The 24,579-nt window shown below is 45.6% G+C and carries 18 protein-coding genes; 13 read left to right on the plus strand and 5 right to left on the minus strand.

Going from position 1 to position 24,579, the window contains the following annotated elements; genetic code table 11:
- Positions 1-27: 27 nt before the first annotated feature.
- Positions 28-1,734, plus strand: coding sequence for a glutamine--tRNA ligase/YqeY domain fusion protein (locus MHH49_RS11610; RefSeq protein ID WP_038574952.1), 1,707 nt, complete (start codon positions 28-30; stop codon positions 1,732-1,734).
- 85 nt (positions 1,735-1,819) lie between these two features.
- Here MHH49_RS11610 and MHH49_RS11615 read toward each other — a convergent pair whose 3' ends face one another.
- Entirely contained in the window at positions 1,820-3,055 is a 1,236-nt protein-coding gene (locus MHH49_RS11615) for an MFS transporter (RefSeq protein ID WP_305953522.1), read from the minus strand.
- Positions 3,056-3,417: 362 nt separating this feature from the next.
- Between MHH49_RS11615 and MHH49_RS11620 the strand changes: the two genes are divergently transcribed.
- From MHH49_RS11620 to MHH49_RS31170, 4 genes are read left to right on the plus strand one after another with little or no spacing between them, the layout of a single operon-like run.
- Positions 3,418-5,274 carry an ABC transporter ATP-binding protein gene (locus tag MHH49_RS11620; RefSeq protein ID WP_076192341.1) on the plus strand — a complete coding sequence of 619 codons (1,857 nt, stop codon included), beginning with the start codon at positions 3,418-3,420 and terminating at the stop codon, positions 5,272-5,274.
- On the plus strand, positions 5,204-5,881 hold the full coding sequence (locus tag MHH49_RS11625; protein ID WP_076123953.1) for a response regulator transcription factor: 678 nt from the start codon (positions 5,204-5,206) through the stop codon (positions 5,879-5,881). Before MHH49_RS11620 ends, MHH49_RS11625 begins: the two co-directional genes overlap by 71 nt.
- A complete protein-coding gene (locus MHH49_RS11630) occupies positions 5,878-6,930 on the plus strand; it encodes a HAMP domain-containing sensor histidine kinase (RefSeq protein ID WP_076192343.1) in 1,053 nt (350 codons plus the stop codon). The genes MHH49_RS11625 and MHH49_RS11630 overlap by 4 nt, the downstream gene beginning before the upstream one ends.
- Before the next feature lie 33 nt (positions 6,931-6,963).
- Positions 6,964-7,068 (plus strand): S-layer homology domain-containing protein, encoded by a 105-nt coding sequence (locus tag MHH49_RS31170; protein WP_081383200.1) that lies wholly within the window; start codon positions 6,964-6,966, stop codon positions 7,066-7,068.
- A 125-nt stretch (positions 7,069-7,193) separates the two neighbouring features.
- Here MHH49_RS31170 and moaA read toward each other — a convergent pair whose 3' ends face one another.
- Entirely contained in the window at positions 7,194-8,195 is a 1,002-nt protein-coding gene (moaA, locus tag MHH49_RS11635) for a GTP 3',8-cyclase MoaA (protein WP_339188791.1), read from the minus strand.
- Positions 8,196-8,611: 416 nt separating this feature from the next.
- On the opposite strand from moaA, the gene MHH49_RS11640 reads away from it, so the two are divergent.
- Positions 8,612-9,304: a TorD/DmsD family molecular chaperone gene (locus tag MHH49_RS11640; protein ID WP_076123947.1), complete on the plus strand. Its 693-nt coding sequence runs from the start codon at positions 8,612-8,614 to the stop codon at positions 9,302-9,304.
- 694 nt (positions 9,305-9,998) lie between these two features.
- Here the strand turns inward: MHH49_RS11640 and MHH49_RS11645 are convergent.
- Together MHH49_RS11645 and MHH49_RS11650 are read right to left on the minus strand one after the other, a co-directional pair.
- Positions 9,999-13,157, minus strand: a complete 3,159-nt coding sequence (locus tag MHH49_RS11645; RefSeq protein WP_036681612.1) for an efflux RND transporter permease subunit — start codon at positions 13,155-13,157, stop codon at positions 9,999-10,001.
- A gap of 115 nt (positions 13,158-13,272) precedes the next feature.
- On the minus strand, positions 13,273-14,190 hold the full coding sequence (locus MHH49_RS11650; RefSeq protein ID WP_036681609.1) for a TetR/AcrR family transcriptional regulator: 918 nt from the start codon (positions 14,188-14,190) through the stop codon (positions 13,273-13,275).
- Positions 14,191-14,417: 227 nt separating this feature from the next.
- On the opposite strand from MHH49_RS11650, the gene cls reads away from it, so the two are divergent.
- Entirely contained in the window at positions 14,418-15,926 is a 1,509-nt protein-coding gene (cls, locus tag MHH49_RS11655) for a cardiolipin synthase (protein WP_036681607.1), read from the plus strand.
- Positions 15,927-15,976: 50 nt separating this feature from the next.
- On the opposite strand, the gene MHH49_RS11660 is transcribed toward cls, so the two are convergent.
- A complete protein-coding gene (locus tag MHH49_RS11660) occupies positions 15,977-17,407 on the minus strand; it encodes a phospholipase D family protein (protein WP_063829806.1) in 1,431 nt (476 codons plus the stop codon).
- 388 nt (positions 17,408-17,795) lie between these two features.
- On the opposite strand from MHH49_RS11660, the gene fni reads away from it, so the two are divergent.
- The 6 genes from fni (at position 17,796) to prmC (ending at position 24,468) form a co-directional block, all read left to right on the plus strand.
- Positions 17,796-18,935, plus strand: coding sequence for a type 2 isopentenyl-diphosphate Delta-isomerase (gene fni, locus MHH49_RS11665; protein WP_080742651.1), 1,140 nt, complete (start codon positions 17,796-17,798; stop codon positions 18,933-18,935).
- 36 nt (positions 18,936-18,971) lie between these two features.
- A complete protein-coding gene (locus MHH49_RS11670) occupies positions 18,972-19,442 on the plus strand; it encodes a GNAT family N-acetyltransferase (RefSeq protein ID WP_235219460.1) in 471 nt (156 codons plus the stop codon).
- Positions 19,443-19,610: 168 nt separating this feature from the next.
- Entirely contained in the window at positions 19,611-20,978 is a 1,368-nt protein-coding gene (locus MHH49_RS11675; RefSeq protein WP_143763750.1) for a S41 family peptidase, read from the plus strand.
- Between the two features lie 100 nt (positions 20,979-21,078).
- Positions 21,079-22,179: a redox-regulated ATPase YchF gene (gene ychF, locus MHH49_RS11680; protein WP_036681604.1), complete on the plus strand. Its 1,101-nt coding sequence runs from the start codon at positions 21,079-21,081 to the stop codon at positions 22,177-22,179.
- A 233-nt stretch (positions 22,180-22,412) separates the two neighbouring features.
- Positions 22,413-23,489 carry a peptide chain release factor 1 gene (gene prfA / locus MHH49_RS11685; protein WP_036681601.1) on the plus strand — a complete coding sequence of 359 codons (1,077 nt, stop codon included), beginning with the start codon at positions 22,413-22,415 and terminating at the stop codon, positions 23,487-23,489.
- Positions 23,479-24,468 (plus strand): peptide chain release factor N(5)-glutamine methyltransferase, encoded by a 990-nt coding sequence (gene prmC, locus MHH49_RS11690; RefSeq protein ID WP_076099683.1) that lies wholly within the window; start codon positions 23,479-23,481, stop codon positions 24,466-24,468. Before prfA ends, prmC begins: the two co-directional genes overlap by 11 nt.
- The last annotated feature ends 111 nt before the right edge of the window (positions 24,469-24,579 follow it).

The raw sequence follows: 24,579 nt of genomic DNA on the forward strand, positions 1-24,579 counted from the left end.
ACACTACAGAACGAAAGGTTGATAGCTGTGGAGAACCGTACTACCCCCTCCAATTTTATTAAAAATGTTATTACCGAAGACCTCCGTACGGGTAAAGTAAAAGAAGTTGTCACACGCTTTCCGCCGGAGCCGAACGGTTACTTACATATCGGACATGCCAAGGCGATTTGGATTAACTTTACACTGGCGGACGAGTTCGGTGGCAAGACTAACCTAAGATTTGACGACACGAATCCTGCCAAAGAAGATACGGAATATGTGAACTCCATTCAGGAAGATGTAAAGTGGCTGGGCTATGAATGGGAAGAGCTGCGTTTTGCATCGGATTATTTTGAGGAAATGTACAAACGTGCCGAATTATTAATTACTAAAGGTAAAGCTTATGTAGATGACCTCAGCGCGGATGAAATTCGCCAATTGCGGGGAACGCTGACGGAGCCAGGACAGAACAGCCCACATCGTGAGCGCAGCATCGAAGAGAATTTGGATCTGTTCCGCCGTATGCGGGCAGGGGAATTCAAAGATGGTGAGAAGGTTCTTCGTGCCAAGATCGATATGGCATCACCAAATATTAATCTGCGTGATCCTGTCATCTATCGGATTACTCATGCGCATCACCATAATACAGGGGATAAATGGTGCATCTATCCGATGTACACGTTCGCTCATCCACTTGAGGACGCCATTGAAGGAGTAACTCACTCCCTTTGTTCGCTTGAGTTTGAAGATCAACGCCCATTTTATGATTGGGTCGTAGCGGAATGTGAGATGCCTTCAGTTCCGCATCAATATGAATTCGGCCGTCTGAATCTCGCTCAAACTATGACTAGTAAACGTAAGCTGAAGCTGCTGGTAGACGAAAAACATGTGGATGGCTGGGACGATCCGCGGATGCCAACGATCTCCGGCCTGCGCCGCAGAGGATATACGCCGGAAGCGATTCGTAAATTCGTGTACGAAGCAGGGATCTCCAAGAGTCAGGGTCTAGTGGACCTGCAAATGCTGGAGCACTTTATCCGGGAAGACCTTAAGTTAACTGTGCCTCGCACCATGGCTATACTTCGTCCGCTTAAGGTTGTTATCACCAATTATCCGGAAGGCCAAACAGAATGGCTTGAAGCGGAGAATAATACAGAGAATGAAGAAATGGGTGTACGCCAAATTCCGTTCTCTCGTGAGATTTATGTTGAGCGCGACGACTTTATGGAGAATCCGCCCAATAAATATTTCCGCTTGTTCCCCGGCAATGAAGTACGCCTGAAGCATGCTTATTTCATCAAATGTAATGAAGTCATTAAAGATGAGAATGGCGAGGTTGTTGAACTGCATTGTACGTATGATCCGGAAACAAAGAGTGGTAGTGGATTTACAGGCCGTAAGGTAAAAGGTACTCTGCACTGGGTAGAAGCTAGTCAAGCTGTGCCTGCAGAATTCCGTTTATACGAGCCACTGATTTCTGCTGAAGAAGTAGATGAAGCTGCAGAAGTTGAAGGTCTGGATTCCACGGTAGAGAAAGCGGAGCCTAGCTTCTTGGATCAGCTTAATCCTAAATCCATTGAAATCTTACAAGGTTTTGTGGAACCCGCGCTTAAGGACAGTGTGGCTCAGGATAAATTCCAGTTCTTCCGTCATGGCTATTTTAATGTAGATAGCAAATATTCGGCGCCTGGGCATCTCGTATTCAATCTTATCGTTTCACTGAAGAGTTCATTTCAGCCTCCAAAACAAGGCTAACACTTGATTCGTTCAGGTTCTTTATAATAAAACAGGCTCAAACGTCCCGTTAAGGTACGTTTGAGCCTGTTTTTTATATTTTCGCTTATAATATTTCGATGTGAGAGAGTTCTTCCTCATCCTCTGTAGGGGGCCGGTAGCCTCCACGGTTTACAAAGAGCCACATGAAAGTAAAGCCTAGCGTTCCAAACAGTGTCAAGAAGACACCCGCTTGATACATGCTCTGTGCCCCTAGATTTTGATACATCCAACCTCCGAGAACTCCTCCAACAATACCGGCTATACCGCTCCAAGTCAGTGTGTAGAGCGCTTGTCCTGAAGCACGGTAAGGTCTTGGAATAAGAAGCATAGTCAGTTGAGTGCCTACATAGAAGAAACCACCAAATGTTATGCAGTGTAAAATTTGAATGAGCACTACTTGGAGGGCTGTAGTCGCGTCCGCCATGAACCACCATCGTAGTACGAATAAAGCGCTAACCAGCGCAAGCCAGCCGAGCAGAACAGATATTTTACGTTTAAGGAATCGGTCGCAGAGAACAAATACACCCACTTCCAAAATAGAGGAGAGGAATACTGCGAGACCAATCATTCCCTTGGAGCCGCCTAGGTCCGTAATATACAAAGACATGAATGTAGTGTTCATGGTGTTCGGTATGGAAACTAGGATACCAAACAATATGAAACACAAGAAAAAGGGATTATAAATTAGTTTGCTGAAGCCTCTATACGGCATAGGAGCCATGCCAATGGTATGGTTAAGTTTCGGTAATGCAAGAATGGATAACATTGATGCACATAGTAAGCCTGCAAACAGATAGGACAAGATAGATACACCAGCCCAATCAAGGACCAATCCGGCGGCAATTGCAATTAGTGCCCACCCCAATGAACCCCAAAGCCGAAAAGAACGGAAGCGATAGTTAGTTCCGTCAATATAGCTGAGAATCATCGTATTGCTCTGAGCAAATAACGGTCCTTGGAAGAAATAGAACAAAAGAATGGAGATGTAGATCATCTCATATGTATTTGCCCGAAACATAAGCTGGGATAACACTAACGTTCCGATTAACATAAGCAAAACGATTCTCCGGATATTCTGGTATCGGTCAGTCCAGATTGCCCAGAATGGATTTGCAAAGATGGATACTAGCGCACCCATAGAAAATACGGCACCGATCTCTAATTTGTTCATCCCTACATCCAGCAGGTATAGTTGAAAGAAGCTGGAGAAGAGGACCATGGTTCCGTATACAAAAAAATTGAACCATTTTAAAGACGTGAAAGAAGATGGATAGTTAACGCCTTTCCGCAAATGCGTCACTCCTTTCCCACTAGATGTCTTGCATGGATATACTGACCAATATTAGGCCCTTCTATCACTGTAACACGTGTTGAAAAGGGATACAAACTTCCTTTTTTACTTTTTTACATTTTTTTAACGTTTATTTAAATTTGATCCGCTAAGTGACAAAAAACGCATATAACAAGTTTGCAGGTGGTAGAAATGTTAAGAGTTCGCTCCTCCTTATTAGGAATATGCCTGAGGATTATCCTATCTACGTTTGTATAAAAGAGAATCAATGGGTTTAACTTCAGTTTACAATTCAGGGCTAGGATGGGGTTAAGCGAAACAGAGAAGATACATTCTTCTCGCAGATTCACCAAGAAAAGGGGAGTTTTTGCATGAAAAAATCCGAAGCTAAGGGGAAAACGGCGCTGAAGCCATTCCTCACATTATTAAAAGAAACCAAGCCTTCATACGGCTTATTGGCAATAGCCATTGCACTAAGCATGATCTCGACATTGGTTAGTCTGGTGATCCCAATGTTTACCAAAAATCTGGTGGATGGCTTTTCTTTGGCTTCTGTCAGCAAGCTGCAAATTGCAGGCATAGCGGGTGCTTTTATCGCGCAGACGATCGCCGGGGGAATCTCTATCTATCTGCTGAATTATGTAGGCCAGAAGATGGTTGCAGGTCTTCGTGACCGGTTATGGCGTAAATTTTTAGTGTTGCCAGTAGCTTATTACAATGATAATCGGACAGGAGAAAGCGTCAGCCGGATGACGAATGATACAGGGATCATCAAAACGCTGATCTCTGAACATCTGGCCAGCTTATTTACCGGAGTGATTTCCATTGTGGGCTCCATTGCTGTGCTGTTATTTTTAAACTGGAAGATGACCCTTGTTCTGTTCACCGTTCTTCCACTATCTGCGTTGATTTTGGTGCCACTTGGACGGCAGATGTACAAAATCTCCAAAGGCATGCAGGACGAAACAGCTTCTTTTACCGCCACACTTAGTGGTGTATTGTCAGAGATCCGTCTGGTGAAATCCTCGGGTGCAGAGAAAAAAGAGTACGAAGCAGGCAAAACCGGAATTATGAACCTGCTCTCCTTTGGTATTCGTGAAGGCAAAATCAGCGCTATGATCAGCCCACTGGTCTCTTTTGTCTTTATGATGTTACTTGTGGTCATTATCGGTTATGGCGGAATGCAGGTATCATCCGGTGCTTTGACAGCTGGAGAGCTGGTAGCCTTTATCCTGTATCTTATTCAGATTATTATGCCGCTTACTCAATTGACCACGTTCTTTACACAGATTCAGAAAGCTAAAGGGGCATCAGAGCGCATTATTGAAACCCTGGCAGCAGAAGAGGAGGTATATGAGGGCCAGGAAGAGGCGAACGGTGCAGAGGGTCCTATCTCGGTAGAAGATCTAAGCTTTGGATATAAAAATGGTGAGAATGTGCTAACCGATGTAAGCTTCCGGATGCTTCCGGGTCAGGTGACGGCTATTGTTGGACCGAGCGGGGGAGGCAAGACTACATTATTTTCACTGCTCGAACGATTCTATGAGCCTCAGAAAGGTATGGTTAAGCTAGGCGATAAACCAGTGTCAACCTTCTCATTACGCTCATGGCGGAAACTGATCGGGTACGTCTCACAGGAAAGCCCATTGTTGGCAGGTACGATTGCTGAGAATTTAACCTATGGATTGGATCGAGACGTTAGCATGGAGGAGATGCGCGCAGCAGCAGCAATGGCTTATGCAGATGGCTTTATCGATGAGCTTCCTGAAGGATATAATACGGATGTCGGTGAGAGAGGTGTGAAGCTCTCGGGTGGACAGCGGCAACGGATTGCTATTGCTAGAGCGCTGCTGCGGAATCCAAAGATTCTTATGCTTGATGAGGCGACCTCCAGTCTGGATAGCCAATCAGAGGCCGTAGTGCAGAAGGCACTGTCCAATTTGATGAAGGGCCGGACTACGATTGTAATTGCGCACCGTTTGGCTACTGTTGTAAATGCTGAGCAGATTATTTTTATGGAAAAGGGCCAGATTACCGGGATGGGAAGACATGAAGAACTGCTGGAAAACCATGAGCTATATCGTGAATTTGCCACCCAGCAGCTGCAGATGAATAACCTTGAGATTCAAGACAATAAAGAGGAGGCTCCAGTGATACATGACAAAAATACTAGTAGCGGACGACGATCCGCACATCCGCGAATTGGTAGAAGTATTTCTGAGAGCTGAGGGGATGGATGACATCTATGGAGCTTCTGATGGACTGGAGGCTCTTCAGATTCTGGAGAGCCATAACATAGACTTAGCCATTATTGATGTGATGATGCCCAATTTGGATGGCTGGGAGCTGTGCCGGAAGATGCGCCAAACCTATGATTTTCCGATATTGATGCTGACGGCTAAGGGAGAGACCTCACAAATTGTGAAGGGCTTTGAGCTGGGAAGTGATGACTATCTCGTCAAACCCTTTGAGCCAGTGGTGCTTATTGCGCGAGTAAAGGCGCTGCTCAAACGTTACCAAATCTCTGCTGCACAAAGTGTGGGGATTGGCCGGCTGCGAATGAATCGTAAAACCTACGAGGTATCCTCAGCGTATGGAGAAGTCACTTTGCCACTTAAGGAATTTGAGCTGTTATTTAAGCTGGGCAGCTATCCGGGGCAGACATTGACTAGAGACAGGCTAATCGAAGAGATATGGGGTTATGATTTTGAAGGGAATGAGCGGACGCTCGATGTGCATATCAACCGTTTGCGCGAACGGTTCGCTCCTGATAAATACGGGTTTGTTATTCGCACCATCCGCGGATTAGGCTATCGGCTGGAGGCAGAGGCATGAACCGGTTTAAGGAGCTTCTTAAGCGGATTGGGATGACTTTTATTTACTTCGGTGGTGTTGGGATTAGCTGGAGTGCAGCTTATTTCTTGATGAACTGGATATATGGCAGGGTTGGACGCCCCTCTTCGGAGTATTTGACCCAGTTAATCGGCGTGATGGTCGGAATTGTGATTTTGTTTTTGATGGCATTGGTAACCTCCAAGTTATTCCGGGGCTGGGAACGTGTTTTTTATAAATCAATTATCGAAGGTTTAGGGCGGATTGCTAAGGGTGATTTCAATGTGGTACTGGATAATACAAAGGACTACGGTGATTTCGGTGAGATTGTAGAGAGTATCAACGTAATGGCCAGCGAACTGAGCCAGATGGAGACCATGCGTCAGGATTTTATCTCTAATGTATCGCATGAAATTCAATCTCCGCTAACCTCTATTCGGGGGTTTGCTCTTGCGCTGCAGGATGAAACTCTGAGTGTGAAGAGCAGGAGGCACTACCTTAATATTATAGTGGCTGAGAGTACCCGCGTATCTGGGCTCAGTGATAATTTATTGAAGCTGTCCGCGCTTGAATCGGGCAATTTTCCGTTTGAAAATCAGATTTACCGCCTGGATAAGCAGCTTAGAGATACGATTCTGGCTTCTGAACCACAGTGGTTGGAGAAAAAAATAGAGGTAGAGGCTGAACTGGAAGAAGTGAATGTATCTGCTGTAAAAGATTTAATGAGTCAGGTTTGGACTAATCTGCTGCATAACAGTATCAAGTTTACTCCGCAGAACGGTTGCATCCATATTAGCCTTCGCATGGTCGATGAGCAGGTAGAGGTGGAGATTCAAGATAGTGGGATTGGCATCTCGGAGGAAGATCTGCCTCGGATCTTCGAGCGTTTCTATAAGGCAGATAAAGCTAGAACCGCAAGTGGTGGCGGTAGTGGACTAGGTCTGTCATTGGTTAAAAAAATCGTTGAGCTGCATGAAGGTAAGGTAACTGCAAATAGTCGCCCGGGGGATGGGACAGCGTTCAAGGTGAGCTTGCCAGTACGAATGAAATAAACTTGCTGTATGTGAAAAACAGCTGAAGCCGGTATTCTGGGTGGATTCGAAGACAATACCTTCCGTCCTGAGAAAAAGGCTACAAGAGCCGAGGCGGCGGCGACTATTTCTAAGCTGCTCGAAGCTCTATCTCTCTAATAGTGATTGAATAGCTCATCGCTAAGCTTTAAGCACAACGCCGCTTTCCCAGATCGTTCAGTGGGAAAGCGGCGTTTTTTGTATTTATGCAATTAAAAGAGGAACTATAATACCGGGATGGACGTTTATCCACCAATTTGAGACATGCGCCGAGCTGTCGGCGTGTGGCTCTGTGCTTTTTTCTCCAGAGCTAAGGCCATTTCATGATTATGGGGTTTGTTGCCCAGCGCTTTCCGGAATAAGGCCTGCACAGCAGCAGGATCGCTTATCAAAGGGCGGACATTGTATTCATCTGCCCAATATAGGCAAGCTTTGATGTGCCCATCTGCGGTAAGTCTCAGGCGGTTGCAATTATCGCAGAAGTGCTCGCTCACCGGATGAATCAGGCCGAATGTACCAGGGGCTCCGACAACCCGCCGATTCTGGGAAGGGCCATTCCCGGAGGGCATTTCTGCCGCTTCCGTTTCCCAACCAGCCTCAGTACAAGCTTCTACAACCCTTTCCAGAGGCAGATAAGTTTGGCGCCAAGCATCAGTAGCACTGCCAATCGGCATGTATTCTATAAAGCGTACATTTAGAGGACTCTCCAGCGTAAGGGAGATGAAGTCTTTGATTTCGTCGTCATTAATTCCTTTCATCAATACAACGTTAAGCTTTATCGGTTGAAGTCCGGCGGCTTGTGCGGCCTCGATCCCCTTTAATACCTTGGCGACTTCGCCGCCACGAGTAATCATAGAAAATCGATCCTGCCGTAAGGAGTCTAGGCTGATGTTTACCCGTGACAGACCGGCTTCTTTTAGCTGTGCTGCTTTGGCTGGAAGCATTAAACCATTTGTAGTCAGCGAAATATCTTCTATACCTGGGATCGCAGATATCATAGCAACAAGCTTTTCCAGATCTTTGCGGACAAGAGGTTCTCCACCAGTTAGTCGTACTTTACGTAATCCAAGAGGGGCTAGTGACTTAACGACTGCGGTAATTTCCTCGTAACTCAGAATCTCGTCCTGCGGTTGGAATTGCATCCCTTCCGCTGGCATACAATAGATGCAACGCAGGTTGCAGCGGTCGGTAACCGAAATGCGGATGTAATCGTGTAAACGTCCAAAAGGGTCCGTCAGCGGCTCCATGGCGTTGCTCCCTTCCTTTAAATCTGGCTGATAAATTGCTCTTATACTTTCTCGTATACACGCATAACGTCCCTAATAGGACAGAACGCAAAGTTGTTTATACTTGTTTAGAATTTTAAAGATCGCTTGGTTTCACGTCAATGAGCAAAGTTCTGGACGACAGGGTTTCATTACATAAAACTGGACAAACTAGATAAGAAGATAACGCATATTGAACAACGGAAAGTGTGACAAAAGTACGACAAATAAAGTTTTTAGACATAGAATGCTCACGGAAAGCGCTTTTAATATCCGATATAATCTAGGTGCGGATTAGTTTTAACGTTCACTTTTGCGAAAACAGATAGGATACCGGAAACCGCACGTCGGTAATGTGACGGAGAGTGACCGGGAAACCATTGAGGAGGATTTGCAAAATGAGTACACATACTGTTCCATCGCTCACCGTTCCGGAGGCTTTTAGCCGTTGGTTGGAAAGTCGGGGATTAATATATCAGCTTTTAGTGGATTTTTTGGGTAGAAAACCATCACTCTCTCTAGTGGCTCAATGGAGCCGCAATCGCCAGATGAGTGTAGCGGCTGAGATGACGGAAGGCGGTCGGGAGCTGAAGCGCTATTTGAGTCAGGAACCGAACAAGCTGCCAATGATATGCGAGAAAGAGAGCAAAGAATATAAACGGCTTATGCAAGAACAGTCCGTTAGTTCTTTTAAATTGCGCGAAGCAGCGATTTTAGGTCGTTCGGAGGATTTCTGCAACGTGCTTGCAGATGTGTACACCTCCGCTGGAATTGTATTCAATAAGTGTAATGGTGAAGCCGATGATCATATTGCTATTGAGCTCGAATTTATGGCAGTCATGCATGAGCGTATGCTTTACAATAGTTTTTCAATAAGAAGTGCTATGGAGCTGCTTGATATTCAGGAGTCCTTTTTGGAAAAGCATCTACTTCAATGGACACCGCAGTTCTGTCAGAAACTAAATGCAGCAACAGATAGTCCGCTATATCTAGGCCTCTCTCATATGCTTGAGGAGTTTCTGCCACTTGATCTGCAAATGCTTCGTTCCTGGAGAGCTTCATTGGAGAGCAGTGCAGCTACAAGCATTTAATATTAGAAAGCCCGACCTATCCATTAGGCCGGGCTTTTGCGTGCTGAGCATGGGGAAAAGAATCGTTGTGAAGCACTAAATGATGATTAACTGAAGCACCGATAGACTAATTGGGCAATTTCTCCCTGAAATTCTGGGGTTTTCAGTCATCAGACTAATAATTAGGGAAAAGCTCCCTTAAGTTTAGCTGTTTCGATGGTAATTAAAGAAATTCCCCTTATTATCAGGGAGGAATTCCCTAATTTCGTGCATTTAGAGCGAATATCAGCTTTTTTCAGGGAGTTTTTCCCTAATTAGTTTAAGATCCACTCCGCACATCGTACAAACACAGAACGCAGTAAACACAAATGTATGCCGTCCAAACGACCAACGCAGATCACCGCCGTATATCACACATCGCAAACACCCACCATAAATTGCACATCGTTCACCGCTCACCGCTCCTCATATATCATCCAGCGCTCACGGTATATCGCCCTCCGCTACGCACAAACGCACATCATCCACCGCTCTCCACACACCGTTCAACCTAATGGCATAGAACACCACTAGGCGTGGCGCACAGTCTATTTGCTAAAGTAAGAATCCAATGTACAGCCTATTTTCTAAAAAAAGAAGCTGCCTCATAAGTAGAATTCACTACTTTGGAGACAGCCTCTTGTTTAAATCTAATTTACTTGTTCACATCATAGTTCTAATCAATTACCTTTTTGCTGCGGAATTTCATCAGGAATTCATACACGACTGGCACTACTACAAGTGTCAGCAGCGTGGAGCTGACCAAACCACCGATTACGGTCACGCCGAGCCCCTTAGAGATAATTCCTGCACTGTTTTCAAGTCCAGTAACCAATGGCAGCAATGCACCAATCGTTGCAAGGGCAGTCATCAGGATTGGACGTAAACGTGTGCCACCTGCTTCAAGCAAGGCTTGACGCGTAGTGAGTCCTTCTTTTTCCTTATGAATAACGCGGTCGATGAGGACAATCGCATTCGTTACTACGATACCAATCAACATCAGCGCACCCATGAGCGAGGACACGTTTAAGGTTTCCCCAGCGATCAGCAGGGCAACGAGTACCCCAATCACTGTGAAAGGAAGTGAGAACAGGATAGCGAATGGTGCTAATCCACCGCCAAATGTAACCACAAGCACGAAGTATACGATGGCAATAGCGGCCGCCATAGCAATTCCTAATTGACCAAACGTATCATTGATCTGCTCGGTTACACCGCCGAAGGTAACAGTTACACCATCAGGCAATTCCATAGCGTCTACTTTTTCTTTCACGCTGTTCGAAGCGCTATTCACGTCACTCGAAATAATTTCGGCAGTAACATCTACCTTCATTTTACCGTCCATACGAGTAATCGAGTCAGGGGAGGAGCCATTTTCAATTTTAGCGACTTGCCCGATTGGCACGGAGATGCCTAGTGGCGATGTCAAAGTAGCCTCTTCCATTTCTTTAATGCTCTTGTACGTTTCTTTATCTGTTTCGATATAGACTTTGTAGTTCTTGCCGTCCAATTCTACTTCTGTGAGCACTGGACGTGTGCCTGCTGGACTCAGCTTCATCGCAATTTGTCCGGCTGTAAGTCCAAGGGAGCTAAGCTTCTGTTGATCCGCTACAATCGTATATTGATCGTAAGCTTCTTTGAGACTTGTTTCCGCGTCTTTGAAATTAGTGGTGTCAGCCTGTACGATTGAGGCAATCTCATCCGCGACTGGCTTCAGCTGATCCAGTTCATCTCCGAATACATTCACGGTCAGAGTGCTTCCACCCATGCCTCCACTCATCAGAGCGGACATGTCACCCCATACACCATCTGGCACTTCTGCGGTCAAACCTTCAATAAGTTTCTCTTTAACAGCTTCGAAATCAGGAGTATCACTATCATAAACGATGAAAAATAGTCCTGAATTGCTGGATCCACCCATACCCATCGGGCTTCCACCGCCGATGGAATATTGCATTTTGTCTATATGCTTCTGCGCTAAAATGTATTTTTCAGCTTTCAGACCTTGTTCTTGAACTTCCTCAATCCGTTGTCCAGCCTTTGGTGAATAAGTAAGCATTACAGTTTTATCCTCTTGGGATGGCATGAAGCTTACACCAATAGGCTTGATTAAGAATAAGCTGCCCGCAAGGAGAAGAACGGCAACTCCAAACGTAACGAGTTTATGAGAAAGACACCAGTTCAGAATCTTTTGATAACCAGCAGAAAGTTTGTCTGGTTTCTCGCTGTGAGTTTTTTTACCTTTCAATCCATTACGGAACAACGAGTGAGCCATTGCAGGAACTAGGGTAATCGCAACTACTAATGAAGCGAGCAGGGCGAAGACCATGGTTAGAGCGAAAGGCAAGAACAGCTCACCAACCATACCACTAACCAAAGCAAGTGGTAAGAACACCGCGATGGTTACAATTGTAGATGACATGATAGGCACGAACATTTCACGCGTGGCTGCACTGATTAATTCTCTGCCCTTCAGTTTCTCACCAGATAAGGAGAGCCGTCGATATATGTTCTCTATAACTACAATCGAGTCATCGACTACCCGCCCGATCGCGACCGTCATCGCTCCAAGTGTCATCATATTAAGCGTAATGTCCATCTGCCGCAGACACAGCACTGCAATCAGCAGTGATAATGGAATAGAGATGATAGAAATAATCGTCGAACGAATATTCCGCAGGAACACCAAAATGATAATTACTGCGAATAAGGCACCAAACACAGCTTTGGACAACATCGTATTTACGGAGTCCTCAATGGGCTTACCTTGGTCAAGCAGAACAGTAAGGTCAATGCCTTTATATTGTGCTTTTAATTCTTCAGTTTTGTCTTTAACGCCATTTACAACATCAACAGTGTTGGCATCATTGGCTTTGACAATCTGAATACCGATCGATTCTTTACCATTTGTACGGGAGATGGATTCGGAATTCCCCACAACCTCAATCGTGGCCAACTCTCCGAGCTTCACGGTTGGAAGTCCCATACTTGCAGCTCCGCCAGGAGCAGCATTTCCAGCACCTGCACCAGCAGCTCCGTTAGCAGCACCAGCGCCGGTAGCTCCAGCACCTGCAGCGTTAGCGCCAGTTGGCATTACCGGTATGGTCACATTTTTAAGATCTTCAACGGTAGTGATGTTGCCGTCCACGACAACTGCTTTTTGAGCCTTGTCCATCTCGAATAGTCCTAGTGGAACACGGAGGGAAGAGCCTTGAATGATACCTTTAACGGTATCTTCAGTCAGTCCATATTGGCTGAGCTTATCTTGATTGAATTTAAGTGATACTTCTTTGACGTATTGACCAGAGATTTGAATAGAAGCCACACCCTCAACATCCTCTAGGGCTGGGCGAATATCGTTCTCAGCAATACGTGTCAATTCCTCAAGGTCCTGGGTATCTCCATTGGAAAGACTGAGCGAAACGACAGGCATTGAGCTAAGGCTAAAACGGGAAATGGAAGGCTTCTGCACATTGTCTGGCAATGAGACCTCATTTAGCGATTCGCGCACTGCTGCTGTAGCATTATCCAGATTTGTTCCGTAATCGAATTCAATTTGGATACTGGAGGCATTCTCCAGAGAAGTGGAGGTGATCGTCTTTACACCATCCACATTGCGGAGCTTTTGCTCCAACGGTTTGCTGACATCATTAACGACGCCTTCTGGTGCGGCCCCCGGATAAATGGTTGTTACGCTAAGATAGGGTATACTAATATTAGGCAAGGTTTCTTGCTTCATCGTCAGTCCGCTATATAAACCGGCAAACACAATAATTATCGTCAGAAGCCAAATGGCAAATTTGTTCCTGAGCGAGAAATTAATTAAGCTTTTCATAAGTTTCGTTTCTGCTCCTCTCGGCCCTTTTCTTTACGAAATAAGGCGCCATTATAAAAATTCATAATACTCACTATCCATGACTTTCTCTCTACCGAACTCTTCTTAGAGTCAATTAACGAAATACACATGAATTGTGCGGAATTGAGGCAATTAGCTTCCTCAGCTCTTCTAATTCTGCTGTGAGCTCAGAGCAGGATTGGAGGTTGGACAGCATCCCCTGAATGATTGCTTTTCGTGGGTGAGGTATAAGCACCTCACCTTCCAGAATATTGAGCGATTCCAGCAGATCGGCTGCTTCTTCGGATTCTATACTATTTAATTTACTGACCACAGTCTTCATTTCTTTAATGAGCTGTAATGGATTCTTTCGTTTATTCTCCTCATTCTCCGCCATCCAGTTCGCTAAAGTAGCAGAGTTGATTAGTGGAACCTGTTTACTAGTGAGTAAGCCAGACACAATCATATCCATTAGATTCATTAGATGATCTGCCATATCGGCAATGGGTACCTGCGTATCCTTACGAAAAATAACCGCAATATAAGACTTGATGAGACCATGTCCGATCATACATAAATCTCCGGTATAGGGAACGACGTCTTTTCCATAGAGCAACTCCATCTTCACCTGGAACCATCTTAAGAAGGAAGCGTTGTTTCTCCGCAGCCAGTCCGGGACTTCAGTATCAAATCCTTTGCCCGCAACCTCCTGAATTTGACGCTGCAAGAACTCGCGCAATTCGTACACGTGACTTAGCAGAATTTCTATCTGATTCCTAAGCTTCTCACGTGGTGTTCGTCGGGTTTCCTGTTCTTCACGTAACAAGGGATCACGAATCATCCGATAACAATAAAGGAAGATACTGCGCTCCAGTTCTTCTTTTGATTTAAATACCAGATACAAACTGCCCTTCGAAATCCCACATAATTCAGCGATCTCTTGCATGGATGTGGACGAGGAGCCTTTCACAGCGAATAACTGCATGGCGATCTTAATAATTTGTTCCTGCTTGTCAATAGTTTTATCATTCATTAAAGGATTAACCTCCTTTCTGACTACTGGGTTCTATAATTGACTAGTTGGTCAAAATTATTATATTCCATCCAACCAGGCAATACAAATATCGGAACTGAAGGGTTACAGTTTTGTCGTAAATAGACTTTTGCACAGTAATTAGCTAGGAAGAAAAGGGTTCTTCATGTAATATATAAAATGTGTCAATTTCGTGTTGCTTGTATGAATAAGAAGGTAGGTAGAGTATGAGAAGAGGACTTCAATCTATAATTATCATTGGGGCATTCATAGCATTTTATTATTTTGGTTTCGGCATTTTTGGGAGTACTGCGGGAACGATTATTAGTATCTTCTCCACTCTGACAGTTATTTCGATTAGCTTGGCTATTTTTATGGAGAACCGTAATCCTTCTACAACAATGTCATGGATCTTATTGCTTGCGTTGATCCCAGTGCTGGGACTGGTCTTCTATTTTCTATTTGGGCAAAATGTGTTCAAACGCCGTAAATATGATAAAAAGGCACAAAGAGACCTTATGGCCTACGAAAGAATTGAGAATGACGCTTTACGTACGCACCAAGATTGGTCAGTCTTTGATCCCTCGCGCCAAAAACTGTTGCTGTTATCCAAGACTTTAGCACGTACTCCTATTTCCTTTGCATCAGAAACTCGTATCCTCACTAATGGTGAAGAGACGTTTGGTACGTTATTGTTGGAGCTTCGTCAAGCTAAGCATCACATTCATATGGAGTATTACATCTTCCGGGCGGACCACATTGGAACACGCATTAAACAAATTCTGATCGATAAAGCTCGTGCCGGTGTTGCAGTCAGATTTATGTATGATGCCGTTGGCAGTTTTCAGCTTTCCAAAGCTTTTTTGAAGGAAATGAGTGACGCCGGAGTTCAGGTGGCTTCTTACGGAAATTCAACATCCTTTTTTTCCAGCCGTGTGAATTACCGGAATCACCGTAAAATTGTTGTGATCGACGGAGATGTCGGATTCATGGGTGGTCTCAATGTAGGCGATGAATATTTAAGCCGCAGTAAGACTTATGGATTTTGGCGTGACACACATATGTTGGTTAGAGGCGAAGCGGTACGGACGATGCAAATTATTTTCCTGCAAGATTGGATGCACACTACGGGTGAAAAAATACTGGAGCAAGACTACCTCACTCCACAACTTCGCTTTATGACAGGTGATGGAGCCGTACAGATTATTGCTAGCGGACCGGATAACGAACGTCGTGCGCTCAAAAACATTTTCTTCTCCATGATCACTTCTGCCGAGAAATCGGTGTGGATTGCCAGTCCATATTTTATTCCTGATGAGGACATCTTAACTGCACTGCGTGTAGCCGCTATTTCTGGTTTAGATGTGCGATTGTTATTCCCGGCTAAGCCGGATAAATGGATTCCTTTTCTGGCTTCACATTCTTATTTCCCGGCGTTGCTGGAAGCTGGCGTGAAGATTTATGAATATGAAAAGGGATTTATCCACTCTAAGCTGCTTATCGTCGATGGTGAAATAGCAACAATCGGTACGGCCAATATGGATATGCGCAGCTTCCACCTTAATTTTGAAGTGAATGCATTACTGATTCAGACGGAGAGTGTTGCTCGTATTGTGGCTGATTTTGAGCGGGATTTATTATCTACCAGCTTAATTGAGCATGAGGAATTTATGAATAAGCGTATGGTGATCCGTATACTGGAATCTGCTGCTCGACTTATGTCGCCGTTACTATAACCAAAAACCACCTCAGAGGGTGTTGTGCCTCATCTGCGGTGGTTTTTGCTTTAAAAAGTAGTTAAGCCCAAGGTGGTCTGCAACCGGAACAGGATATATTTGAACCAGGTCACTTCGCCCTGATAAGCCTCAAAAGGTAGGGTATACTCATGGTCCTCGTTATTCCACAGTCGATTGAAGTAGGCTTCCATCTGGGCATAAAGAGGCTGATCTTGTTTTACAGATACCCACAGATTATTCTCCAGGTTGTAGTCATCCAGATTGCGTGTCGTGAAATTGGTGGAACCGCCAAGAATGATGGAACTTCCAGTCTGTTTGGCAATGAAAAGCAGCTTCGAGTGATATTGTTCTTTGGTCGTGTTGTACCAGCGAATAGAGATTTTTCCGTTCGTGCGCTTGTTCAGGTTCATGGCAACTGGACGGTTAGGAATGCCGATTTTATCACGACCGAAGGCGTTCTGATTGGGGTCCAGTATCAATCTTACCGTAGCCCCTCGTTCGGTAGCTTCTACCAATTCATCGAGAATTGCATCATCGGCAAGGTAGAACATACCCATCCAAATGGTGTCACCCTCCTGTGCAGATTGGAGGGCTTGTCTTGCATATTTATATACCTTTCCTTCCGTTAAATAGCGGACTCCCATAGATTCTTCAGAGTGCTGATCCTTCTCCTTGGTGAAGTCTGGCTCATAAGTGAGTAGTGGCCCTGCAGCCGAAAGATTGGCCGCGGCTTGTTCCGTCTGGAGAATATCAGCAATAATTGGGCCTTGTACTTCCAGAGCGATATTGGAATGATAGGCGCTGGCATCATGGATATTTCCTGAGGAGACTAGAGCGGTATTCTCACTAATAACCACCTTACGGTGGTTAGCCTTCACATTAAGTAGCTTCAAATAAGAACGTGCGGTAATATCCGGTCCTCCGCTGGCCATAAGATTGGGAATCCGGCCTTCGCCCGACTGTCCGAACCATTGAATAAAGGTACGCCAGACAGCGGAATAAGCAGGCGTAGAATCGCGTAGAGCATTTACATCGGTCAAAATCACTTTAATCCCCGCAGCCTTCAATTCTTCCAGAAGATGGTTGGGTGCAGAGTTGTAATTGGTATTAACCTCATCCGTAATGAAGACGATCTCCATCTCGGGATAAGTTGTTTTTTGTAAGATAAGCTTGTCCGTCAACATTCGGCTGACCGGAGGAAATGACTGATCTTTATGGGTATAATCATTGAAAAGGAAGAGGTCAATCACCAAAAATTCTTTGGACTCCTCGATAATTTGTAGAATCCTCGAAAGAATCTGACTCTCTTGAGTGCCCGTGGCTGTACCGTCCGAATAGGTTAGGTCGTGCCAGAAGGATACATGATTCGTTCTGTATATAGGGCTTTCATAGGAAATGCCGCTGGGTAAAGGTTTGTGCGTCTGGTAAGTCATTACGCCGATTAGCCAGAGGATTAGAATGAAGACAGTCCATAACGCCATTGTGCGGCGGCGTGAACCGGAACGTTTCTTCGTAGTTAAACCGGGAGCGTAGTTTATTTCTTTAGGTTTATAGGGGTGAACGGGTTGCTGACGATCTGAATTCATGGAAGTTCCTCCTGAAATTATTGCAGAGCACTTCCTTGTGATTGTTATGCTCCGGTGTATTACCAACCTATTAACACCTAGTGGAGCGAAATGAAGCAGCCCAAATATCCTTAACATTAATAAATAACATTCAGCTAGCTATAATGAGTTTGAACGATTAGTACGAAGTTTATGAAATTAATGATTACTAAGCCGGAGAATTGTAATCGCTAACCTCATATTGTAAATTCATCTGTAGGGATATGTTATAATAAATCGAGTTTGGGAATAGGAGGAACGCAGCATGAATCATACGCCAGAAGAGGCCGTGCCATATGATGCGACTAGGCAGTCTGGCGCAGATCATGGCAAGGACCTGCCGGCTGTAGAGGCTTCTGACAAAAGATCTTTATTGCCTACATCGAAGACAGGCGAACGCAAAATTGAACATGTACGCCTTTGCCTAAATGAAGAAGTAGGTGGCGTCGGTGTGACTACAGGGTTTGAACATTACAGATTTCAGCATAATGCTCTTCCAGAGCTGAATTTTGACGATATATCATTGCAGACTACGTTTTTGGATCGCAAGCTGCGTACACCGCTGCTCATCAGCTCGATGACAGGTGGCAGCGCAGCTACAGGAGCGATTAACGCCCGGTTGGCCACAGCTGCACAGCGTCGTGGTTGGGCGCTGGGTGTAGGCTCGGTCCGGGCGGCAGTGGAGCGCTCTGAGCTTACGGCGACCTTTTATGTGCGGGATCAAGCACCTGATATTCCGGTTATCGCCAATATTGGTGCTGTACAGCTGTCCTATGGTTTTGGGATTGAGGAATGTCGCCGGGCTGTGGATATCGCAGGTGCTGATTTTCTTGTACTGCATCTGAATGGGCTGCAAGAGGTCTTTCAACCGGAAGGGAACACTGGTTTTGCCTCTTTGCTATCCCAGATAGAGAAGGTATGCCGTGCACTTGAAGTCCCTGTAGGTGTGAAAGAAGTAGGCTGGGGCATTGATGGAGATGCAGCTGCACGTCTTTATAATGCAGGTGCGGCTTTTATTGATGTTGCGGGTGCAGGCGGGACATCCTGGAGTCAGGTGGAGAAGTTCCGCAGTGTAGATCCTATACGGCGGGCAGCGGCGGAGGCTTTCGCAGATTGGGGTACTCCAACAGCTGATTGTATCACAGAGGTGCGCGCAGTTTCCCCGCAGGGCGCTTTGATTGGCAGCGGCGGACTAAAACATGGCGTGGATGCAGCGAAAGCACTGGCACTTGGAGCTGATCTGGCAGGCTTTGGCCGCAATCTGTTAGGGCCGGCTGTCGATTCTGAAGAGGCGCTGGATGCTGCATTGGCACAGGTTGAGCTGGAGCTAAAAATAGCAATGTTTGGTATTGGCGCTCCAGATTTAGCAACTTTACGTGGTACTTCCCGTTTAATACGTAAATAGGATGGTAAATATTGAAGCGAGGAAGTGAGTAAGATTATGATTAAACTGGTCCATATGGATGAGTCGGCCTTTCAATTTTTCTTAGGTCAAGCTACCCGGGATTATGCGGAAGATAAGATCAGCGCCGGTGCTTGGGATCCGGAGATCGCGATGAAGCTGTCTGAGGAAGCCATAACACGCTCTTTGCCAAAAGGGCTGCACACAGATGGTGCTTATCTATATTCTATAGTAGAAATAAGCAGTGATGAACAGGTTGGTTATATCTGGTTTAACGTAAGTGAAGGCCGAGGCGGCCGCGAGGCTTTCATTTATGATTTTTATGTTTTTGAACCGTTCCAGAGTAAGGGTTATGGCAAGCAGGCTATGATCGCACTCGATGAAGAAGCCCGGGAGATGAATGTTACCAAAATCGGGTTACACGTCTTCGGCCAGAACAATCGCGCATTTGAGTTATACAAAAAAATGGGATATATCGTAACTGACATCACAATGTCTAAAGATCTATAGTCCATAAGTGTGAGGACCTCGAAAGAGGTCCTTTTTTGTTGTTCTACTGAATTATTATGTAAATAATTGTGATAAATATATTTGATTTAGGATGATTAGGAAAATATGATTAAAAAATAAATTCCTGAAAATGGATTAAGTCATAAAGAGAGAAAAGGGGGGATTAAGGTGAGGCCAAGGACTGTATCGTGGGTGGTTGTTTCTGCAGTAGTATTACTATTACTGGTCAGCTGCAACAGTGGCGATTTACCAGGAAAGAAGAAATCTGAGTCTGAGCAAGTCCAGGCAAGTCCGGTTGCACCGCTAGCCTCTTCAGCTGTAGTTGAAGATCAATCAGAAATAGCTTTGCCTTCATTGACGGTAGAACAAAGGCTAGAGGATTTTGATTACATGTGGAAGATTATTGAGGAGAACTATCCTTTCTTAGAGGTGAATAAACGTCTCAATGGAGAGGATTGGCTTGCAAAAAAAGAGGAATACCGCAATAAAATAGCAGCCGTGAAATCGGATGATGAGTTTTTGAAACGTATGAGATTTGTCCTTAGCAGATTAAACAATGGGCATACAAATTTTATATCCAAGGAAGAATACCCCTGGTATCTACATACGTATGCTCAGTTAGGTTTTGGTTTTGAGCCTTGGGTCAACGTGTTTCAGCAGCCTAACGTATTGGCCCGTTACAACCAGAAACCTTTAGCGGAGCAGCAAAGCTCTAATGATATCAATAACGATATGCATAATGGTGGAGATGGAGTAGGAGATGTAACAAAAAAGACTTCTGGGAATGTAAAAAAAGTCATTATAGAGCCCGATCGAATCGCTTATCTCGGCATGCAAAGCTTTGACGGGAGTCTCATGGAGATGGACAGCTCCGAGATCCATGATTTTTTAATAGAGGTAAAGGACTATAAGACATTAATATTAGATATCCGCGGAAATGGGGGAGGAAACAGTAATTATTGGAGAATTCATCTTGTCCCTATGTTGATCAATAAACCTATCGAATACAATACATACTTACTTTATACAAGAGGCAAATATGCGGAGACCTTTATGCAAGCACGTCAGATTACAAAGGGGCAACAACCTATTGCTGGCATCAAAGATGAGCAACTGCCCAAGCTGCCAACCGAAGCTTTAAAGATGTTTAAGACATATAGAAAAACAAATGATGTAGTAACCCCTAATAAATCTGTTGGATTTAAAGGGAAAATCTATTTGCTGGTAGATAGCTCTGTGTATTCATCATCGGAAGGTCTTGCAGCCTTTGTAAAAGGCACCGGGTTTGCAACGGTTGTAGGCGGCAGGACAGGTGGGGATGGACTAGGGATAGATCCGCTTGTTGTTGCATTGCCTAATAGCGGTTATCTCTTCAGGTTTTCCTTTGAAATGGGTCTGAATTCTGATGGAAGTTGTAATGAAGAGGTAAAGACTGTGCCTGATGTGGAGGTTGATCCGGATAAATCTAAGCCATTACTGGACCAGCCGGCGATAAAAAAGGTATTAGAGCTTGCGCGTTCGGACACATCTGCCTGACATCCGGTGTTGCTGGCGAATATGTTCTAATATATAATGGTTTAGATCGTATAGCTTATTCGGATGATCAATTTAGCTGAAAATAGGAGTTGTCATATAAATGGCTTTGAAAGCTGGAATCGTCGGTCTTCCTAACGTAGGAAAATCCACATTGTTTAATGCGATAACGCAAGCGGGAGCAGAATCCGCTAACTACCCTTTTTGTACCATTGACCCTAACGTTGGTGTTGTTGAAGTTCCAGACGAACGTCTTGATAAACTGACTGAGCTGGTACAGCCGAACAAGACCGTACCTACTGCTTTTGAATTTGTTGATATTGCTGGTCTCGTGCGTGGTGCCAGTAAAGGAGAGGGACTAGGCAACAAGTTCCTGGCCCATATCCGTGAAGTAGATGCTATCGTGCATGTGGTTCGTTGTTTTGAAGATGAGAACGTTACCCACGTTGATGGAAAGGTAAATCCGATCAGCGACATCCAGACCATTAATCTGGAGTTGATTCTTGCTGATATTGAGAGCATTGAGAAGCGGATTGAGCGTTCCCGTAAGAATATCAAAGGCGGCGACAAGAAATACGCTCAAGAAGTTGAGCTGCTAGAACGCGTCAAAGAAGTGCTCTACGAAGATAAACCTGCACGCAGTATAGAATTGTCTGATGACGAGAAGCTTATTATCCGTGATCTTCATTTGTTAACATTGAAGCCAGTGCTGTATGCGGCGAATGTAAGTGAAGATGAAGTGGCAAGTGCTGAGGACAATCCTTATGTACAGCAAGTTCGCGATTTTGCAGCTACTGAAGGTGCAGAAGTTGTTCCGATCAGTGCTAAGGTGGAAGCAGAAATTGCTGAGCTTGAAGGTGAAGATAAAGCTATGTTCCTGGAAGAGCTGGGACTGGAAGAATCCGGGCTTAACCGGTTGATTAAAGCGGCTTATAAACTGCTTGGCTTGTATACGTATTTCACAGCAGGCGTTCAGGAAGTTCGGGCGTGGACGATTCGCCGCGGCACCAAAGCACCTGGAGCTGCCGGTGTGATTCATACAGATTTCGAACGGGGATTTATCCGTGCTGAAGTAGTGGCTTACGCGGATCTTGTGGCAGCTGGTTCCATGAACGGTGCGAAGGAACGTGGTCAACTGCGTCTTGAAGGTAAAGAATATTTGGTGCAAGACGGCGACGTAATGCATTTCCGTTTTAACGTTTAAGAAGGTTTAAGTGTACGAATGATATAGGGGTCATCTCGAGCAGTGGGAGTTTCTATTGCTGGGATGATCCTTTTTAAAAATATAAGCTTTTTATTAAGGTATTGTGCGTACGGAACTGTAGCCATTTCACAATATCTTTGGTATAATATAAAGTCGTATATCTATTTTTATGACAGTACAAATTTGATGTTATATTTGCGAATTTGAAATTGAATCAGGAGAGGTGAATTCCCTTGTTGGACCGATTGCAATCCCTGGCGGACCGCTATGAGAAGCTCAGTGAACTGCTTTGTGATCCGGATGTTGCAAACGACAGTAAGAAACTGAGGGACTATTCCAAAGAACAATCAGACCTACAGCCTGCATTTGAGGCGTATACTGAATATAAGAGCGTAATGGAAGAGCTTGAAGCTGCTAAGCAGATGCAAGGCGAAAAGCTTGATGATGAGATGAAAGAAATGGTCAAGATGGAAATTGATGACCTTTCCAAACGTCAAGTGGAGCTGGAAGAGAGAATCCGCGTGTTGCTGCTGCCTAAAGACCCGAATGATGATAAGAACGTAATCGTTGAAATTCGTGGTGCAGCGGGTGGAGATGAAGCAGCATTGTTCGCTTCAGATCTTTACCGGATGTACACTCGTTATGCTGATGCACAAGGATGGCGCGTTGAGTTAATGGATGTTAACGCGAGTGATCTTGGTGGATTCAAAGAGGTAATCTTCCTTATTAACGGCCGTGGTGCATACAGTAAGCTGAAATACGAAAGTGGTGCGCATCGCGTACAACGTATCCCAGCGACCGAATCCGGAGGTCGTATTCATACCTCTACTTCTACGGTGTCTGTGATGCCGGAAGCTGAGGCTTTTGAGATCGAGATCCATGATAAAGATATTCGCGTAGATACCTTCTGTTCAAGTGGTGCAGGCGGACAGTCTGTAAATACGACCAAGTCTGCAGTACGTGTAACCCATGTACCTACAGGCATCGTTGCTACCTGTCAGGACGGTAAGTCACAGAACTCCAATAAAGAAAAAGCGCTGCAAGTGCTTCGTGCCCGTATCTCTGATATGAAACGGCAGGAAGAAGAAGCGAAGTATGCTGGTGAACGGAAGAGTAAAGTAGGTACGGGTGACCGTAGTGAGCGCATTCGGACGTATAACTTCCCGCAGAGCCGGGTTACAGACCATCGTATTGGCCTGACACTGCACCGTTTGGAGCAGGTTATGAACGGAGAAATCACTGAAATTATCTCAGCCCTTTCAATCGCTGAACAAGCTGACTTGATGGATAATATGGATAATGGAGAATAATGCTTTGAACGATGGCGTATATGTCATGTCGGAAGTCAAAAGCATCCGGGAAGCCTTTGCGGAGGCTTCTTCTTTTTTGAGCCGGAGCGGCTGCAATGAACCGCAGCGCAGTGCACAATTGCTGCTGGAGCATGTGCTTGGAGTGTCTGGCGCAGCTTATTACATGGCGTTGGCAGATCCTTTTCCAGCAGCGGTTAAGGAAGCATTTGAGGCGGGAGTTACCCGCCGGGGCGCTGGTGAGCCGGTGCAGTATATCATCGGCGAGCAAGAATTTTACGGGCGGCCTTTTGAGGTGACGCCTGACGTGCTTATTCCGCGGCCGGAGACGGAGCTGCTTGTCGAGGCGATTTTACGTTACGGCGCGGAGCTTTGGCCGAACGGCGTTGTAACGCCGGGCGAAGCGGCGCTGGATAGCGCGGGCGGAGATACGGCCCGCAGCGGAGGCGGCGCGGGGGACGTGCGCGCCGCAAGACCGCTGACCGCCGTCGACATCGGCGCCGGCAGCGGAGCGATCTCCGTCACGTTGGCGGCGGAAGCGCCGGCGTGGAGGGTCTGCGCCGGCGATATTTCGCCGGCGGCTCTGGCTGTGGCCGAGCGCAACGCTTTGCGCAATGGCACAGCTGTGGACTTTCGGCTCGGCGATCTGCTCGAGCCGTTCGCGGGGATGGAGACGGATATTCTCGTCTCCAACCCGCCGTACATCCCCGGCGAGGATATCGCCGGGCTGCAGCGTGAGGTGCGCGACCATGAGCCGCGCACTGCGCTGGATGGCGGAGCGGACGGGCTGGACCCGTACCGCCGCATGATGGAGCAGCTGACGCTGCTCCCGGCACCGCCGCGCCTGATCGGCTTTGAGCTTGGCTTCGGTCAAGCTGAGCAAGTCGCTGCACTCCTTGCGGCAGCGGGCCATTGGACGGAGATTATCACCATTAATGATCTGGCTGGAATCCCGCGTCATGTGCTAGGCATAACGAAATAATATTGCCTACTTTGCAGAGGGTTCCTTTGTCCAGGGTAGAGAAATTGTATTTTCAATCCGACTTCCTTTATAATAGTATTTAGCAGGATTTCTCAGGGGATCATAAAGAAA

This window comes from Paenibacillus sp. FSL F4-0122 (genome assembly GCF_038002845.1).
Taxonomy (GTDB): domain Bacteria; phylum Bacillota; class Bacilli; order Paenibacillales; family Paenibacillaceae; genus Paenibacillus_AQ; species Paenibacillus_AQ odorifer.